The 16864-nt window shown below is 48.7% G+C and carries 18 protein-coding genes and 1 riboswitch; of the genes, 16 read left to right on the forward strand and 2 right to left on the reverse strand.

The window, feature by feature from the left end; genetic code table 11:
- Positions 1–5 precede the first annotated feature (5 nt).
- The 12 genes from lptE (at position 6) to lipA (ending at position 11443) form a co-directional block, all read left to right on the forward strand.
- Positions 6–560: an LPS assembly lipoprotein LptE gene (gene lptE / locus ACKPVM_RS01370; RefSeq protein WP_409306350.1), complete on the forward strand. Its 555-nt coding sequence runs from the start codon at positions 6–8 to the stop codon at positions 558–560.
- On the forward strand, positions 557–1594 hold the full coding sequence (gene holA, locus ACKPVM_RS01375) for a DNA polymerase III subunit delta (protein WP_409306351.1): 1038 nt from the start codon (positions 557–559) through the stop codon (positions 1592–1594). The genes lptE and holA overlap by 4 nt, the downstream gene beginning before the upstream one ends.
- Before the next feature lie 121 nt (positions 1595–1715).
- Complete coding sequence (gene nadD / locus ACKPVM_RS01380) at positions 1716–2375, forward strand: nicotinate-nucleotide adenylyltransferase (protein WP_409306493.1); 660 nt, start codon at positions 1716–1718, stop codon at positions 2373–2375.
- A 224-nt stretch (positions 2376–2599) separates the two neighbouring features.
- Positions 2600–2917 carry a ribosome silencing factor gene (rsfS, locus tag ACKPVM_RS01385; protein ID WP_409306352.1) on the forward strand — a complete coding sequence of 106 codons (318 nt, stop codon included), beginning with the start codon at positions 2600–2602 and terminating at the stop codon, positions 2915–2917.
- A 4-nt stretch (positions 2918–2921) separates the two neighbouring features.
- Entirely contained in the window at positions 2922–3392 is a 471-nt protein-coding gene (gene rlmH, locus ACKPVM_RS01390; protein ID WP_409306353.1) for a 23S rRNA (pseudouridine(1915)-N(3))-methyltransferase RlmH, read from the forward strand.
- Positions 3393–3427: 35 nt separating this feature from the next.
- Positions 3428–5332, forward strand: coding sequence for a peptidoglycan DD-transpeptidase MrdA (gene mrdA / locus ACKPVM_RS01395; protein WP_409306354.1), 1905 nt, complete (start codon positions 3428–3430; stop codon positions 5330–5332).
- Between the two features lie 9 nt (positions 5333–5341).
- Entirely contained in the window at positions 5342–6454 is a 1113-nt protein-coding gene (gene mrdB / locus ACKPVM_RS01400) for a peptidoglycan glycosyltransferase MrdB (protein ID WP_409306355.1), read from the forward strand.
- Between the two features lie 14 nt (positions 6455–6468).
- A complete protein-coding gene (gene rlpA / locus ACKPVM_RS01405) occupies positions 6469–7587 on the forward strand; it encodes an endolytic peptidoglycan transglycosylase RlpA (RefSeq protein WP_409306356.1) in 1119 nt (372 codons plus the stop codon).
- A gap of 188 nt (positions 7588–7775) precedes the next feature.
- Positions 7776–8987 carry a D-alanyl-D-alanine carboxypeptidase DacA gene (gene dacA / locus ACKPVM_RS01410; RefSeq protein WP_409306357.1) on the forward strand — a complete coding sequence of 404 codons (1212 nt, stop codon included), beginning with the start codon at positions 7776–7778 and terminating at the stop codon, positions 8985–8987.
- A 190-nt stretch (positions 8988–9177) separates the two neighbouring features.
- Positions 9178–9441: a DUF493 family protein YbeD gene (gene ybeD, locus ACKPVM_RS01415; protein ID WP_409306358.1), complete on the forward strand. Its 264-nt coding sequence runs from the start codon at positions 9178–9180 to the stop codon at positions 9439–9441.
- A 115-nt stretch (positions 9442–9556) separates the two neighbouring features.
- On the forward strand, positions 9557–10276 hold the full coding sequence (lipB, locus tag ACKPVM_RS01420) for a lipoyl(octanoyl) transferase LipB (protein WP_409306359.1): 720 nt from the start codon (positions 9557–9559) through the stop codon (positions 10274–10276).
- A 201-nt stretch (positions 10277–10477) separates the two neighbouring features.
- Positions 10478–11443 carry a lipoyl synthase gene (gene lipA / locus ACKPVM_RS01425; protein WP_409306360.1) on the forward strand — a complete coding sequence of 322 codons (966 nt, stop codon included), beginning with the start codon at positions 10478–10480 and terminating at the stop codon, positions 11441–11443.
- Positions 11444–11559: 116 nt separating this feature from the next.
- On the opposite strand, the gene tatE is transcribed toward lipA, so the two are convergent.
- Positions 11560–11766, reverse strand: a complete 207-nt coding sequence (gene tatE / locus ACKPVM_RS01430; protein ID WP_409306361.1) for a twin-arginine translocase subunit TatE — start codon at positions 11764–11766, stop codon at positions 11560–11562.
- 323 nt (positions 11767–12089) lie between these two features.
- Positions 12090–12152, forward strand: a riboswitch (Fluoride riboswitch).
- 75 nt (positions 12153–12227) lie between these two features.
- Between tatE and crcB the strand changes: the two genes are divergently transcribed.
- Positions 12228–12611: a fluoride efflux transporter CrcB gene (gene crcB / locus ACKPVM_RS01435; protein ID WP_409306362.1), complete on the forward strand. Its 384-nt coding sequence runs from the start codon at positions 12228–12230 to the stop codon at positions 12609–12611.
- 54 nt (positions 12612–12665) lie between these two features.
- Here the strand turns inward: crcB and cspE are convergent, their stop codons facing one another.
- Positions 12666–12875, reverse strand: a complete 210-nt coding sequence (gene cspE, locus ACKPVM_RS01440; RefSeq protein WP_009113827.1) for a transcription antiterminator/RNA stability regulator CspE — start codon at positions 12873–12875, stop codon at positions 12666–12668.
- Between the two features lie 226 nt (positions 12876–13101).
- On the opposite strand from cspE, the gene ACKPVM_RS01445 reads away from it, so the two are divergent.
- The 3 genes from ACKPVM_RS01445 to ACKPVM_RS01455 all read left to right on the forward strand — a co-directional run bounded on the left by ACKPVM_RS01445 (position 13102) and on the right by ACKPVM_RS01455 (position 16858).
- Positions 13102–13797, forward strand: coding sequence for an aspartate/glutamate racemase family protein (locus tag ACKPVM_RS01445; RefSeq protein WP_409306494.1), 696 nt, complete (start codon positions 13102–13104; stop codon positions 13795–13797).
- Positions 13798–14136: 339 nt separating this feature from the next.
- Positions 14137–15186: a Fe(3+) ABC transporter substrate-binding protein gene (locus ACKPVM_RS01450; RefSeq protein ID WP_409306363.1), complete on the forward strand. Its 1050-nt coding sequence runs from the start codon at positions 14137–14139 to the stop codon at positions 15184–15186.
- Positions 15170–16858 (forward strand): ABC transporter permease, encoded by a 1689-nt coding sequence (locus ACKPVM_RS01455; protein WP_409306364.1) that lies wholly within the window; start codon positions 15170–15172, stop codon positions 16856–16858. The genes ACKPVM_RS01450 and ACKPVM_RS01455 overlap by 17 nt, the downstream gene beginning before the upstream one ends.
- Positions 16859–16864 lie beyond the last annotated feature (6 nt).

Here is a 16864-nt window from a genome sequence, read left to right on the forward strand (position 1 = left end):
GAACTGTGCGACATCGTCTATTTACGTTGTTGCTGGGGCTGGCGGTGTTCATCACCGCCGGTTGCGGTTTTCATCTGCGCGGCACGACACAAGTCCCTGCGCAGCTACAGACATTGGTGCTGGATAGCAGTGATCCTTACGGTCCCATGACGCGTTCGGTGCGTGAAGCGCTACGTCTCAGCGATGTGAAAATTGTTGATGATGCAACGCGGCAGGATATTCCTTCACTGCGAATACTCAGCGCATCGGAAACCAAAGATACCGTTTCTGTATTTCAGGATGGTAAAACAGCCGAATATCAGATGGTGCTAACGCTCCGTGCTCAGGTATTGCTGCCCGGTGAAGATATTTATCCGCTTAGTGTTACCGTGTTCCGCACTTTCTTTGACAACCCGTTAACTGCTCTGGCAAAAGATGCAGAACAGGATATTGTACGTAAGGAAATGCATACTCAGGCAGCCCAGCAGTTAGTACGCAAATTACTCACTATCAACGGCAGTCAGGAGGTAAAAAACCGGCAACAGCAAGCGGCTTCCCTTACCTCATCTAACCGTCCATGATTCGCCTCTATCCTGAGCAACTCGCTGCGCAACTCCATGAGGGGTTGCGTACCTGCTATTTGATTTTCGGTACCGATCCCCTTCTATTACAGGAAAGTTTGGATAGCATCCGACAAACCGCTCAGCAGCAGGAATTCAATGAACATTTCAGCTTCTCATTGGATATTCATACCGATTGGGGCGCTATTTTCGGCACCTGCCAGGCGCTAAGCCTGTTCGCTTCTCGTCAAACGCTGTTACTGATCTTGCCTGAAAATGGGCCGAATGCCGCGATGGCAGAGAACCTACTCAAACTTTCTGAGTTATTGCACCCCGATATTTTACTGATGCTACGAGGCCACAAACTCACTAAAGCGCAGGAAAATAGTGCCTGGTTCAAAGCGTTATCAAAAAATGGCGTGTACGTTAATTGTCTCACTCCCGAGCAAATGCAACTGCCGCGCTGGGTCGCTCAACGTGCAAAATCCATGAAACTCGAGTTGGATGACGCCGCAAGCCAACTGATTTGCTACTGCTACGAGGGCAACCTGCTGGCGCTATCACAAGCGTTAGCTCGTCTCGCGTTATTGTATCCAGATGGAAAGCTGACGCTGCCCCGAGTAGAAGACGCGGTCAACGATGCGACGCATTTTACTCCATTCCATTGGCTGGACGCGTTATTAGCAGGTAAAGGCAAACGAGCGTTGCACATCTTGCAACAGCTACGTCAGGAAGACTGCGAACCCGTCATTCTTTTGCGAACCTTACAGCGCGAATTGCTGTTGTTATTGACACTAAAACGACAAATAACAAGAGCACCGCTACGTAGCTTATTTGATCAGCATAAAGTCTGGCAAAATCGCCGTGACCTATTAACTCAAGCGTTACAAAGATTGACGTTGCAGCAACTCCAGCAGGCAATCCGTTTGCTAGCTCAATTGGAAATTACGCTCAAACAAAACTATGGTCAGTCTGTATGGACTGAGTTAGAAACGCTTGCGATGATATTATGCGGTAAAGCACTACCAGAAAGTTTTCTACTGCCAGCGACATGATCTGGTTTGCCCATGCGGTATCGCGCGGTATGTCTGGATCTTTATGTCTAATCACCCTTCCAGCCAGAGGTTACCCGGTTTGAGCACACCATCTGATTTGATAACGCCGATTCAATCCGATGTGATAATAAAAGCAGAGCATCCTCCGCTCACTGCATTTTTCGGCGGCACGTTTGATCCCATTCATTATGGGCATCTCATGCCAGTCACCGCGCTGGCGAAAATTGTCGGGCTCAGTAAAATTGTATTACTCCCAAACAATGTTCCTCCGCATCGACCACAGCCTGAAGCCACGTCTCAACAGCGGTTACGCATGACTCAGTTGGCATCTGAAAATAATGCATTATTCCGTGTTGATGAGCGTGAATTACAACGTCAAACCCCCTCTTACACCATTGATACGCTGGAAGCCCTGCGAGGGGAAACGGGCGCGGAGACACCACTTGCGTTTGTTATCGGCCAAGACTCATTGCTGACATTACATCAATGGCACCGCTGGGAAGATCTCCTTGGCGTTTGTCATCTGCTGGTCTGTGCTCGTCCTGGCTATCAATCCACACTCTCTACGCCGACACTTCAGAAATGGCTGGAAGACCACCTCACAAAAGATCCACGGGATCTGCATCAACAAACGCACGGACGGATCTTCATGGCAGACACGCCATTGGTTACTATTTCAGCAACTGAAATTCGTAAGAGACGCCAAGCCGGCCTCGACTGTCAGGATTGGCTACCACCGTCCGTACTACGCTACATCGATGAACAAGGGCTATATCGATAGGCCAGACCTGATACCACGTACCACTCAGACAAAGTGCGTGATATACTCCGCCGCTGGTTTCAATCATAGGGAAAACCGGCCATTCTCTGCGATGAGGCAGTCAACACGGTCAGCCCTTACTGTTTTATAACTATTAAATATTCGATGAAGCCAAGTGTTCGCTAGAACCGTAAGTGCGATAAGTCATCCATGAAGATCAAATACTGGCAACCGAGGGGGAACCATTGCAGGGCCAAACACTCCAAGCATTCGTTGTTGATAAAATAGACGATTTAAAAGGTCAGGATATCGTGACCTTAGATGTCACGGGCAAATCCAGTATCACCGACTATATGGTTATCTGTACCGGAACCTCTACCCGACATGTTGCCTCTATTGCCGATCATGTCGTTCAGTCTTCACGAGCTGCGGGGATAATGCCATTTGGTATAGAAGGTGAGAATGTGTCCGATTGGGTTGTTGTTGATCTGGGTGACGTTATTGTCCACGTGATGCAAGAAGAAAGTCGCCAGTTATACGAGCTGGAAAAATTGTGGGGCTAGTGGTATGAGGCTGCAACTGGTTGCCGTTGGTACCAAAATGCCCGACTGGGTGCAGACAGGTTTTACCGATTATCTGCGCCGCTTTCCCAAGGATATGCCGTTCGAACTCATTGAGATTCCTGCTGGTAAGCGGGGGAAAAATGCGGATATCAAACGCATTCTCGAGCGGGAAGGCGAACAGATGCTCGCCGCCGTAGGAAAAGGCAACCGCATTGTCACGTTGGATATTCCTGGTACACCATGGGAAACCCCGCAGTTGGCACAGCAGTTAGAGCGCTGGAAACAAGATGGCCGTGATGTCAGTTTGCTTATTGGTGGCCCCGAGGGGTTATCCCCAGAATGTAAAGCTGCAGCAGAACAGAGTTGGTCACTATCGCCACTGACGCTGCCCCACCCATTAGTGCGCGTACTGGTTGCGGAAAGCTTGTATCGTGCCTGGAGTATTACCACTAATCACCCTTACCACCGGGAGTAAGGCGATATTATGAAACACGTGAAATAAACCGCTGGATGAAAATAGAACGTAAACCTTTTCGTGATTATACGGCTGAGTCTGCCCTATTCGTGCGTCGTGCTTTAGTGGCGTTTTTGGGTATTTTGCTACTGTCTGGTGTATTAATCGCTAATCTTTATCATCTGCAAATTCTACGTGTCGATGACTATCGTACTCGCTCCAATGAAAACCGCATTAAACTGGTTCCCATCGCGCCGAGTCGCGGCATCATCTATGATCGTAATGGCATTCCGTTAGCACTCAACCGTACCATTTACCAATTAGAACTGGTGCCGGAAAAAGTAGACAATCTACAAGCGACGCTTGATGCGTTAAAACCCATTATTGATTTAACCGACGACGATCTGGAAAGTTTTGAAAAAGAACGCAAACGCTCGCGGCGTTTCACATCGATCCCCGTCAAAACCGCATTAAGCGACTTGCAGGTCGCTCGCTTTTCCGTCAACCAATATCGTTTTCCCGGCGTAGAAGTCAAAGGCTACCAACGTCGTTATTATCCATACGGCTCAGCACTCACTCACGTCATCGGCTATGTATCGAAAATCAATGACAAAGATGTTGAGCGATTAAATAAAGAAGAAAAGCTGGCTGACTATGCCGCAACGCGTGATATCGGAAAGTTAGGTATCGAGCGCCACTATGAAGATTTGTTGCACGGGAAACCCGGTTATGAAGAAGTCGAGGTCAATAATCGCGGTCGAGTGATCCGTCAACTACACGAACAACCACCACAAGCGGGAAGAGATATCTATCTGACATTGGATCTCAGCCTGCAAATATACATTGAGAAACTACTGGAAGGCAGCCGCGCCGCCGTTATCGTCACTGACCCGCGCGACGGTGGTATTTTGGCGATGGTGTCCACGCCAAGCTACGATCCTAACCTGTTTGTCGATGGTATCTCGAGCAAAGATTATAACCAACTGCGCAACGATCCCAATCGCCCGCTCATCAACCGGGCAACGCAGGGGATTTACCCACCGGCTTCAACGGTCAAACCTTATATTGCCGTTTCTGCGTTAACTGCGGGAGTCATTACGACTAACACAACGCTGTTTGATCCTGGCTGGTGGCAGTTGCCTGGTTCAGAAAAACGTTTTCGCGACTGGAAAAAATGGGGACATGGGCGACTAAATCTGACCAAGTCACTGGAAGAATCTGCCGATACTTTCTTCTATCAGGTCGCTTATGACATGGGTATCGACCGCTTGGCAGAATGGATGAATAAATTCGGCTACGGGGAAAAAACCGGCATCGACATTTCAGAGGAAAGCGCGGGGAATATGCCCACTCGCGAATGGAAACTGCGACGTTTCAAAAAACCCTGGTATCAAGGAGACACGATTCCAGTCGGGATCGGACAAGGTTATTGGACCGCAACACCCATACAGATGAACAAGGCGTTAACAACGCTGATTAATGACGGCCAAGTCAAAACCCCTCATCTACTCTACAGTTCCAGAGAGAACGGCGTCATGGTTCCTTACCGTCAGCCCGAGCATCGTCAGATTGGCGATATCCACTCCGGTTTTTGGGAAGTTGCCAAAGATGGAATGTATGGCGTTGCTAACCGGGCAAACGGCACTGCGCATAAAAGCTTTGACAATGCACCTTACAAGATTGCCGCAAAATCCGGCACCGCACAGGTTTTTGGCCTCAAAGAGAATGAAACCTATAACGCCCACAAAATTGCGGAACACCTGCGCGATCATAAGCTCATGGTCGCTTTCGCGCCTTACAACAATCCCAAAGTCGCCATGTCGATTATTCTGGAAAACGGTGGCGCAGGCCCAACAGTCGGTACGATTACCCGGCAGATCCTTGACCATATTCTGTTAGGCGATAACAATACGGACCTACCGAGTGCGCCCCCAGCCCCGCCAGGCAGCGAAAGTGAGTAGCAGACAGTCATGACCGATAACCAGCAAAAAGGTTCGATTTGGACCAAAATACATATCGATCTCCCCTTCCTAATCTGCATTCTGGCACTGCTGGGGTACAGTCTGTTTGTTATGTGGAGCGCCAGCGGACAAGACGTAGGCATGATGGAGCGTAAGGCCGTACAAATTGTGCTGGGGCTGATCGTCATGGTCGTGATGGCACAAATTCCACCACGGGTGTATGAAGGATGGGCACCTTACCTCTATGTCGTTTGCGTTATTTTATTAATGATGGTCGATATCTTCGGACAGATCAGTAAAGGCGCTCAACGCTGGCTAGACCTGGGTTTTGTGCGTTTCCAACCATCTGAAATTGCTAAAATCGCGGTTCCGCTGATGGTTGCTCGCTTTATCAATCGCGATATGTGCCCACCTTCACTCAAGAATACGGGCATCGCGTTGATACTGATTTTTACGCCAACCCTTCTGGTTGCCGCTCAACCCGATTTAGGAACCTCTATTCTGATTGCCGCCTCTGGGCTATTTGTCCTTTTTCTGGCCGGTATGAGTTGGCGCTTGATCGGCATTGCCGTTTTGCTGCTCGCCGCGTTTATTCCCATATTGTGGTTCTTTCTGATGCATGATTATCAGCAAGCCCGCGTAATGATGTTGCTCGATCCTGAGAGCGACCCGCTCGGTGCGGGATATCATATTATTCAGTCAAAAATAGCGATCGGCTCTGGCGGTCTGTCTGGCAAAGGATGGCTGCATGGAACACAATCTCAGTTAGAATTCTTGCCGGAACGACATACTGACTTTATTTTTGCTATCTTGGCTGAAGAGCTGGGGTTAATTGGCGTATTGATTTTACTCGCCATGTATTTGTTCCTCATTATGCGCGGGCTGGTAATTGCCGCTAACGCACAGACATCATTTGGTCGGGTGATGGTTGGTGGCCTGATGTTAATTCTGTTCGTTTATGTTTTCGTTAACATCGGGATGGTTAGCGGTATCCTACCCGTTGTTGGTGTGCCTTTACCTCTGGTCAGTTACGGGGGTTCAGCGCTTATCGTCCTCATGGCGGGATTTGGTATCGTTATGTCGATCCATACTCACCGCAAGATGCTATCCAAGAATTTATAAAACGAGGTGGAGCAATGCGTAAGGATTGGCTTTGGGTTGGAGCAGTGAGTCTGGCGCTTTCCGCCTGTACCGTCACAGAAAAACCGTCGTCACCGCCAGTAAAGACCGTTTATAGCGGCCCGGTAGAAGAAATCGGTGGTGCTGAACCACGCTACGAGCCTTATAACCCTGGGACATTGCAAGATTACACCATCAAGGGCCGGACGTATAAAATTGTCAAAAATCCGCAAAATTTTAGCGAAACAGGTTTAGCCACCTGGTATGGCGAGGAAGCCAATGGCAATCGAACTTCCATCGGTGAAGTGTTCGATCCAAACGCATTGACGGCCGCTCACCCAATATTACCCTTGCCCAGCTACGTGCGCGTCACCAATCTGAGCAATGGTCGCCGCCTGGTGGTGAGAGTAAACGATCGTGGCCCTTACACGCCCGGTAGGATCATCGATCTTTCCAAAGCTGCTGGCGATCGATTAAATATTTCCAACAATACTAAAGTTAAAGTCGATTTTATCAACGTCGCCCCTGACGGTACGATGTCCGGACCAGGAACCATCGGCACAAGCGTAGCAAAACAAAGTTTTGCGCTACCGGATCGCCCTAACTTCGGTTCCAGTGGACTCGGTACACCAATGATGGCAAATGATACTCAGCCAGCCGCGGCCACGCGCCCCATCAGCAATAGTGGCCTGACGCAGCCTGCCAATAGCTCAGTACCGGAAAATAGTTCAGTACCAAAAAATAGTTCCGTGCCGCAAAGCAGTGCAACCACGCATTCCGGTGGCTTCCTGGGCGCACCTTCCGCATTGCCCGCTGGCGTTATCGAAACCACACCGGCAACACCACCTGTATCTCATGCTCCAGCATCGTCCACCCCAGCTGCGGCACAAACTAATATTCGCGGCGGTTACGTCGTTCAGGTCGGCGCGCTAAGCGATCAGCAACGTGCACAAACCTGGTTGCGCAGCCTGAGTGAACGTTTCAACGTCACCGGAAAAGTGACGTCCAACGGCGGGCTTTATCGCATCCAGCTAGGCCCATTCGCAAATCGCCAGCAGGCAACTGAACTTCAACAACGTTTGTCAGTCGAAGCTCAGCAGCAATCCTTTATTACTGCCGCTCCTGGTACGCTTTAGCAAAGCCACTGTCGCCTGATTGGCGACAGTATCCAGAACACTCATTACCTTACTTACTGGACTGATTGGGGATACCACCGTCCCTTTCGCAAAATCACGTAACGTAATGTCTGGTGCCTGCTTATTTTCCATCTGCTATAGTGTGGCTCGTTTTTTAACTTATACCCACGGATGTTGTTGTTCCAATCATGAATACTGTAAACACGTCTCGTTTTACTAAACGTACAGCGCTTGGTGCTTTGCTCGCCATAAGTGCATCCTCTTTTGCCTATGCTGATAATATCAATCTGAAAACGATGATCCCCGGCGTTCCGCAAATTGATGCAGAATCATACATCCTGATTGATTACAACTCTGGGAAAGTGCTGGCAGAAATGAATGCCGACGCACGTCGCGATCCCGCCAGCCTGACCAAAATGATGACCAGTTACGTTATTGGTCAAGCCATAAAATCAGGGAAAATTACCCCGAATGATATCGTTACCATCGGTAAAGACGCCTGGGCAACGGGCAACCCGGTATTTCAGGGTTCTTCACTGATGTTCCTGAAACCTGGCGATCGTGTGCCTGTCTCTCAGTTAAACCGCGGTATTATTCTGCAATCGGGTAATGATGCTTGCGTTGCCATGGCTGACTACGTTGCAGGCAGCCAGGATGCTTTTGTTAATCTGATGAATGGCTATGTAAAAGCACTCGGCCTGCAAAATACGCATTTTGAAACCGTGCATGGACTTGATGCACCCGGCCAGTTCAGCTCCGCCCGCGATATGGCGTTGATTGGTCAATCGCTGATCCGCGATGTACCAGAAGAATATGCGACCTACAAAGAAAAAGAGTTCACGTTTAACAATATCCGGCAAACCAACCGTAACGGGCTATTGTGGGATAGCAGCCTGAACGTTGACGGGATTAAAACCGGCCATACCTCATCCGCAGGTTATAACCTGGTTGCATCGGCAACCGAAGGCTCAACACGGCTGATCTCAACGGTGATGGGTGGACGAACCTTTAAAGGCCGCGAAACTGAAAGCAAGAAACTGCTGACATGGGGCTTTCGCTTTTTTGAAACCGTCTCGCCGCTGAAAACCGGTAAAGAATTTGCTTCAGAACCAGTGTGGTTTGGCGATAACGATCGCGTTGCACTGAGTGTTGAAAAAGATGTTCATCTCACTATTCCTCGTGGCCGGATGAAAGACCTGAAAGCCAGCTACGTGCTTAATAACACTGAACTGCATGCACCGTTAGCCAAAAATCAGGTTGTTGGTTCCATCAACTTCCAACTGGATGGCAAAACCATCGATCAGCGCCCATTAGTTGTGATGAACGAAGTAAAAGAAGGGGGAATTTTCGGTCGCCTGATTGACTACATCAAACTGATGTTCCATCGCTGGTTTGGTTAAGGCTTTGCTCTTGTAAGAGGACAATTTGCCCCCATCTATACCCAAAATAATTCGAGTTGCAGGGGAAACATGATCAAACGTTGTTGAACAGCGTTAGGTTAACCCCAGCGAGGCCCACGGAAGGGCCAAGTAACAAAGGCAACTTGAAGTATATCGAGTCTATACAATAGCCATAAACGCTGGAGCTGAGATGAAAACCAAATTAGACGAACTGCTTGAATTTCCTTGCCCTTTTACATACAAAGTCATGGGCTTGGCAAAACCGGAGTTGGTCGATCTGGTCGTTGAAGTGGTGCAACGTCATGCACCCGGCGACTACACACCACAGATCAAACCCAGCAGCAAAGGGAATTATCATTCGGTTTCCATTACCATCACCGCTACACACATTGAGCAGGTGGAAACGCTGTACGAAGAGTTAGGCAATATCGAAATCGTGCGTATGGTGCTGTAGTTCTGCCCTACCCATTAATGACCATCGTTAATACGATCCCGCGGGAAAATGCGCTTAGTGCTGTTCGCTGACGTTTCCCGCCGCTATAATCTTCCCACCTTCCCTTAACCTGAAGATGACACGTTTGCTACAGGATAAGATCATCGTACGCCAATTCGACGTACAACCTTACGAACCCATCTCGCAAGCGATGCATAAATTCACCGATGTGCGCGATGACAATACGTTAGACGAAATCTGGCTGGTACAACACTCTCCCGTATTCACTCAAGGTCAGGCGGGAAAAGCAGAGCATGTGCTCATGCCTGGCGATATTCCCGTCATCCAGAGCGATAGAGGTGGGCAGGTAACCTATCATGGTCCAGGCCAGCAGGTAATGTACGTTTTAATCGATCTGAAGCGCAGGAAATTGGGTGTGCGCCAATTGGTTACATTCATCGAAAATACCGTTGTAGAAACGCTATCTCATTTCCATATCAATGCCCACGCGCGCGCGGATGCTCCAGGCGTTTATGTCGGTGAAAGCAAAATTTGCTCACTGGGGTTACGTATTCGTAGAGGATGCTCTTTTCACGGACTCGCGCTAAATATTGCGATGGATCTTTCGCCGTTCATGCGCATCAACCCATGTGGTTATGCCGGCATGCACATGACTCAACTTAGCGACTGGGTGCCCGGTATCACGCTTAACGATACTGAACCCGTCCTGGTAAAAACCTTTATGCAACAGCTGGGTTATCATGATCGTGAGCTCATCCACTGGGATTGGGCTGTACAAGGGGAACCGCAACCAATAAATGAAATCGGAACGACTATCGAAAAACGCTCCAGTTAAACAATAAGATAAATGCCGGTGCCGATTACTCACATTTTATTTACATAATTTCTCCATTTTGGTTGCCTAAAGGCTGATTGTCGGCAGGCAAAATGATATAATTTTTATAGTTTTTTAAAAAAAATTTTAACGAAGAACATAATCCTTTGATATTTTGATAAAAAATCAAAGGGCCGATTCAGAACTGGAACTTACGCAAACATGAGTAAACCGATTCAGATCGAACGTGGTGTGAAATACCGCGATGCCGATAAAATGGCGCTAATCCCAGTACGTACGGTTGCCACCGAGCGACAGGAAGTTCTACGTAAACCTGAATGGATGAGGATTAAGCTTCCTGCCGATTCCAGCCGTATTCAGGGTATCAAATCTGCAATGCGTAAAAATGGGTTGCATTCGGTTTGCGAAGAAGCGTCTTGCCCAAATTTGGCGGAGTGTTTCAACCATGGAACGGCAACGTTTATGATTCTGGGTGCAATTTGTACACGCCGTTGCCCATTCTGCGATGTGGCCCATGGACGCCCCATTCCTCCCGATGCTAATGAGCCGGAGAAACTGGCGCAAACCATCCATGATATGGGGCTGCGTTATGTCGTTATCACGTCAGTTGACCGTGACGATCTGCGTGATGGCGGTGCCCAGCACTTTGCCGATTGCATCAGTGCGATCCGTCGCAAGACCCCTAATATTCGCATCGAGACGCTAGTACCAGACTTCCGTGGCCGTATGGATCGCGCATTGGATATTCTGACCGCAACGCCGCCCGACGTATTCAACCACAATCTGGAAAACGTTCCGCGTGTTTATCGTCAGGTTCGCCCGGGCGCTAACTACGAGTGGTCCTTAAAACTACTGGAAAACTTCAAAACCGCCCACCCGGAAATCCCAACCAAATCCGGCTTGATGGTTGGCCTTGGTGAAACTAATGACGAAATCATTGACGTTATGCGCGATCTCCGCCGTCATGGTGTGACGATGTTAACTCTGGGGCAATATTTGCAGCCCAGCCGCCATCACCTGCCCGTACAACGCTACGTCAGCCCGGAAGAGTTTGATGAAATGAAGGGCGAAGCCATGGCGATGGGCTTTACCCACGCGGCCTGTGGCCCATTTGTTCGATCCTCTTACCATGCCGATCTACAGGCAAAAGGGATTGAGGTAAAATAAAATCACGCCATATAAGCGCTGATGCGCTTATATTCAGTTACACATTTCATTGCCGACCAAATGTGTAACTGAAAAACTGGCGGCAAAACCGTCTCCGCTTGATTATTCCCAACAGGCTAGGATTCTTTCCGCGAGGTTTCGCTTAAAGCAGTTGAATCATCTGCGGCATTATTCTTTCCTGTTTGGTCATCATTCATCGCTTTCTTAAAGCCTTTAATGGCTGCGCCCAAATCGCCACCCAAACTGCGCAGTTTGTTTGTGCCGAATAACAAAACGATCAACGCACCAATGACCAATAGCTTAGCAATACTGATACCTTCCATACCTACCTACCTGATTATAGATGTCGGGAAAGCCCAGTAACGGATCAGGCTTTCTGTGTTGTATATCCAAAATAATTCAAGCTGAGTGACAAAACGTTGGCGTTTTGAGCAATGCTATGCGTTGACCCCGTACGACGAGTCGGGTATTTATTTAAAGGCAGTCAGCGCACAAACAGCTTGAAGTATCACGGGTATAAAACCTTTTAGATTGCGGCACAATCACCATCTGTAACAAATTAAGACGCGCCTCACCAAGACAAACGAACGTTAGAATTTACCACCGGCACACTACAAAAATGCCAAAAGGAAGCGTAGACTTTCTGCTGTGACATGGAGATGACATTCCTCCTGATAACCGCCTTCCGGCTAATGATGTCTACGTATTCCTCGAAGAGGAACGTAGCGTCCTGCACGATACTCTCCGAGCCCCTTTCACATTTAGCAAAAAATAACAGGTGCTTATGACTAGTACTTTATTCGCAGTTTTTATTGGTGGCGGGCTTGGAAGCGTTGCTCGTTGGCTATTAGCAATCAAATTTAACGGTATGAACGCGTCCTTTCCATTCGGTACGCTGCTGGCTAACTTGATCGGTGCCTTCGTTATCGGTGGCACTCTCGCCTACTTTCTACGTCATCCCACGATTGAGCCACACTGGAGACTGTTCATCACTACTGGGCTTTGTGGTGGGCTAACCACTTTCTCAACGTTTTCAGCCGAGGTAATCATGTATCTGCAAAGCGGGCACTTGGCCGCAGCAGGTTTGCATGTGTTACTTAATCTGGCTGGCTCGCTGTTACTGACTGCTCTGGCTTTTTGGCTAGTCACCTACTTCACGCTTCACTGAAAACCACATAAAAAAAACCCGCCTTTCGGCGGGTTTTTCAAGAAATCGGTATAATTAAATAGCGATAACGTTAGCAGCAGATGGACCTTTCGCACCGCTGGTGATTTCAAACTCTACACGCTGACCTTCAGCCAGAGTTTTGAAACCATTGCTCTGGATGGCAGAGAAATGTACGAATACGTCTTTGCTACCATCTTCCGGAGTAATGAAACCGAATCCTTTGGACTCATTAAACCACTTAACGCTACCTTTAATCTTAGACATCAAACTTACCTTTAACATGAATGAAAGACACAAAATCTGTGTCGCGTACAGTACAGCAATAGATGACGCATTTGTCCAGTTTAAGATGGATAAAAAGTGATAAAAATCTCTAAAAATGTATGCTGAATCGAGAGACGGACAAATTTTTGCTATACACGAACACAAACTCAGTATTTTCAGCCTTACCTATCATTTTTATGGTATCCATTTTTGAAGAGAAATAATGATGAAAACACTTGGACTCATCGGTGGGATGAGTTGGGAATCGACCATCCCCTACTACCGCATCATTAACGAATACGTCAAACAGCAACGAGGTGGACTTCACTCAGCCAAAATTATCCTGCACAGCGTTAATTTCCACGATATCGAATATCTGCAATCTCAAGGGGATTGGCAACAAGCCGCCAACGTGCTCTCCGATATTGCCATCAAACTACGGCAGGCAGGTGCTGATGCCATCGTTATCTGTACCAATACCATGCATAAAATCGCTGACCACATTGAGATTGCCAGCAAACTTCCCTTATTGCATATCGCCGATGCTACTGGCGCAAGTTTGCGCCAGCATGGGTTAAAGAAGGTGGGTTTACTGGGCACCCGATACACAATGGAGCAAGCGTTCTATAAGCAAAGATTATATGAACGCTACAATATTGACGTCATTGTTCCAGACCAGGCGGGAAAAACGGAAGTCAATCGGATCATTTACGAGGAGTTGTGTCTGGGGAAAATCAACGACACATCGCGCCGTGAATATCAAAAAGTTATACAACAGCTTGAACAACAAGGCGCTCAAGGCATTGTGCTTGGCTGCACAGAGATCCCGCTGCTTATCAGCGCACAGGATGCCACCGTCCCTCTTTTTGATACCAGCCGATTACACGCAATCGCAGCAGCTCAATTTGCACTCGGCGAATAATCTAAAACCGGCACATTGGCTGCCGGTAGTTGGACTCTTCTCTGATACCCACCGCTTTGTTCACTGCAACACGCGATCACAACACTTCTCAATAGTTTACGAATGCAATTGAAAATGATAGTGATTATCACATATAGTCTTAATCACCTGCTGAAAGCATCGTTTCCGGTAACCCTGGTTTAATTTCAAATTGTGAATGCTCGTCATAAAACAGTGTCCGAGCAAAATCGAGTTATGCCGCCAATCCATCTGCAAGATGACGGATAGGCGATTTGAATGCTGACAGGGAATGCCTTCACACCATCAGTAGGTCACAACAACTCAGGAGAAGATAACAATATGTCAAACACGCTTTCTTCATTAATCCGCCGAAAGCTGCGCCTGCTTACTCTGGCATCATCGCTGATTGCTGCTTACGCGGTCCCCGCCTCAGCAGCGGAATCCCTCACGCTCTATACCACACGGGAGCCAGGTTTAATTCAACCTTTACTTGAGGCATTTACGAAAGATACGGGTGTAAAAGTCGATACCGTATTTATTAAAGATGGCATGTTGGAAAGAGTAAAAGCCGAAGGACAAAACTCCCCCGCTGACCTTTTGATGACCGTCGATGCTGGCAATCTTATCGATCTGGTGGAAGCCGGTGTTACCCAGCCCATCCAATCCGCAACCCTGACTGACGTTATCCCTGCCAACCTCCGGGATAAAGACAATCAGTGGTTTAGTCTTTCTATGCGAGCTCGGGTGCTCTATGCAGAAAAAGCATTACCGTTAACCAGCTTCACGTATGAAGATCTGGCAGATCCTAAATGGAAAGGAAAAGTGTGTTTACGTGCCGGACAGCATCCGTATAACACCGCACTCATCGCCGCCATGATCGCACACCATGGTGAAGCTAAAACTGAAGCTTGGTTACGCGGCGTAAAAGCTAATCTGGCAAGAAAAGCGACAGGGGGCGACCGTGACGTCGCGCGCGATATCCTCGGTGGTATCTGTGATATTGGGCTGGCAAACTCCTACTACGTCGGGCACATGAAAAATGCCAAAGAAGGAACCGATGCGCGTAAATGGGGTGATGCGATTAAAGTCATCAAACCAGAATTCAGCGAAGGCGGCACGCACGTCAATATCAGTGGCGCATCTGTAGCACGTTACGCCCCGCATAAAGATCAAGCTGTAAAACTGCTGGAATATCTCGTTTCAGCACCAGCACAGCAGATGTATGCGCAGGCTAACTATGAATATCCGGTTCGTAAAGGCGTTGCGCTTGACCCTATCATCGGCAACACCATTGGCGAGTTGAATGTTGACAAAATCCCTCTGACCGACATGGTTAAATACCGTAACCAAGCCAGCAAATTGGTAGATAAAGTTGGATTCGATCAATAAAACGGGTCTTTCAGGTGCGCGCGGCCTCTTCAGCAGGCCGCGCGTTCTGTTCTCGCCTCTCAGCATAGCGGCCATCGTCATCGCATTGGGTGTACTCACGCCCATTCTTTCACTGCTTTGGTTAGCCGCAGATGCAGGGTTGGGACATTGGGAACACTTAATGCGTTACGTTCTCCCTGATGCGACCTTAAATACGCTGATCCTGCTATTGGGTGTCGCCTCAATGGTGACCATTATTGGCGCAGGCAGTGCCTGGCTTGTCACTGCGTTCCACTTTCCCGGAAGGCAGTTACTCAGTTGGGCATTATTACTTCCATTAGCCATGCCGACCTATATCGTGGCATTTGCATGGCTTGATCTCCTCCATCCCATAGGCCCCGTCCAGGAAGTCATACGTTATGTGCTCGGTTACTCAAGCCCACGGGAATTCCGTCTTCCGGACCTACGCTCAATGGATGGTGCCATACTGCTTCTGGGGTTAGTGCTTTACCCTTATGTCTATTTAACGATGCGGGCAATGTTTATCAGTCAACCGGCGCATTTACTGGAAGCTGCCCGGACGCTGGGCATGAATGCGACGGGGACGTTCTTCCATGTGGTGCTGCCTATGGCAAGGCCAGCGCTTGCCGTTGGCGTCAGTCTGGCATTACTGGAGACACTGAATGATATTGGCGCATCGGAGTTTCTTGGCGTAAACACGCTGACGGTGACAATCTACACGACCTGGGTGACACGCTCTGACTTACCTGCCGCCGCTCAAATTGCCTGTACCATGCTGATGGTGGTGATTATCCTGCTGACGCTGGAATATTATGGCAGAAAGCGTCAACGCTATGGCATCAGCAGACATTCGCGTGGCATTACGCCAACCCCGCTAAAAGGCAGCCGGGCCTGGTTTGTCACTGGCATCACGGCGTTGCCGATCTTACTCGGGTTTGTTGCACCGGCGCTCTTTTTAGCCTGGGAAAGCGTAAAAAGACTCAATGACGGCGTCAGACTGTCAGCCGGTATATTACAGGCGTTACAACACTCCTTGATGCTGGCAATCGGTGTCACGCTGGTTGTCACATTCGTAAGCCTGATCATTGCCTGGTACGCCCGTCATTCAGCCATTACCAGCCGGACAATGGAACATCGTCGGGCCATACTGAGAATCTCATCATTAGGCTATGCCGTTCCAGGCACCGTGCTGGCAATTGGCTTATTAACCCCAGCAATGGCGACAGACAAATTTATTGCTGGGTTAATGGGATACCAGGGGCTTCCACTGCTTTCTGCCGGGATTGTACTGGTAGTCTGCTGTTCCATGCGCTTCCTAGCTATCGCGATTGGTTCTCTGGACGCGGGGTTAACACGTATTCCGCCCGTGATGGAACAAGCATCAAGGTTGCTTGGCGAAAACGAACCAATGACCTTTTACCGTGTTCATCTACCGTTATTACGCCCGGCGCTAGCAACCAGTACACTGTTAGTCTTTGCCGATGCCATGAAAGAACTTCCCGCCACTTTACTGCTACGTCCCGTGAATTTTGAAACGCTCGCGACGTTATTGTATGCAGAGGCAGCCAGAGGCACCTACGAAGAGGGGGCTATCGCCGCCCTGTTGATTGTCATGGCGGGTACATGGCCTGTCGTCATGCTGGCCCGTAGCCAGTTAAAATCATCAACATGAGGAAGA

This window comes from Pectobacterium hainanensis (assembly GCF_046237015.1).
Classification (GTDB): Bacteria; Pseudomonadota; Gammaproteobacteria; order Enterobacterales; family Enterobacteriaceae; genus JBJYIN01.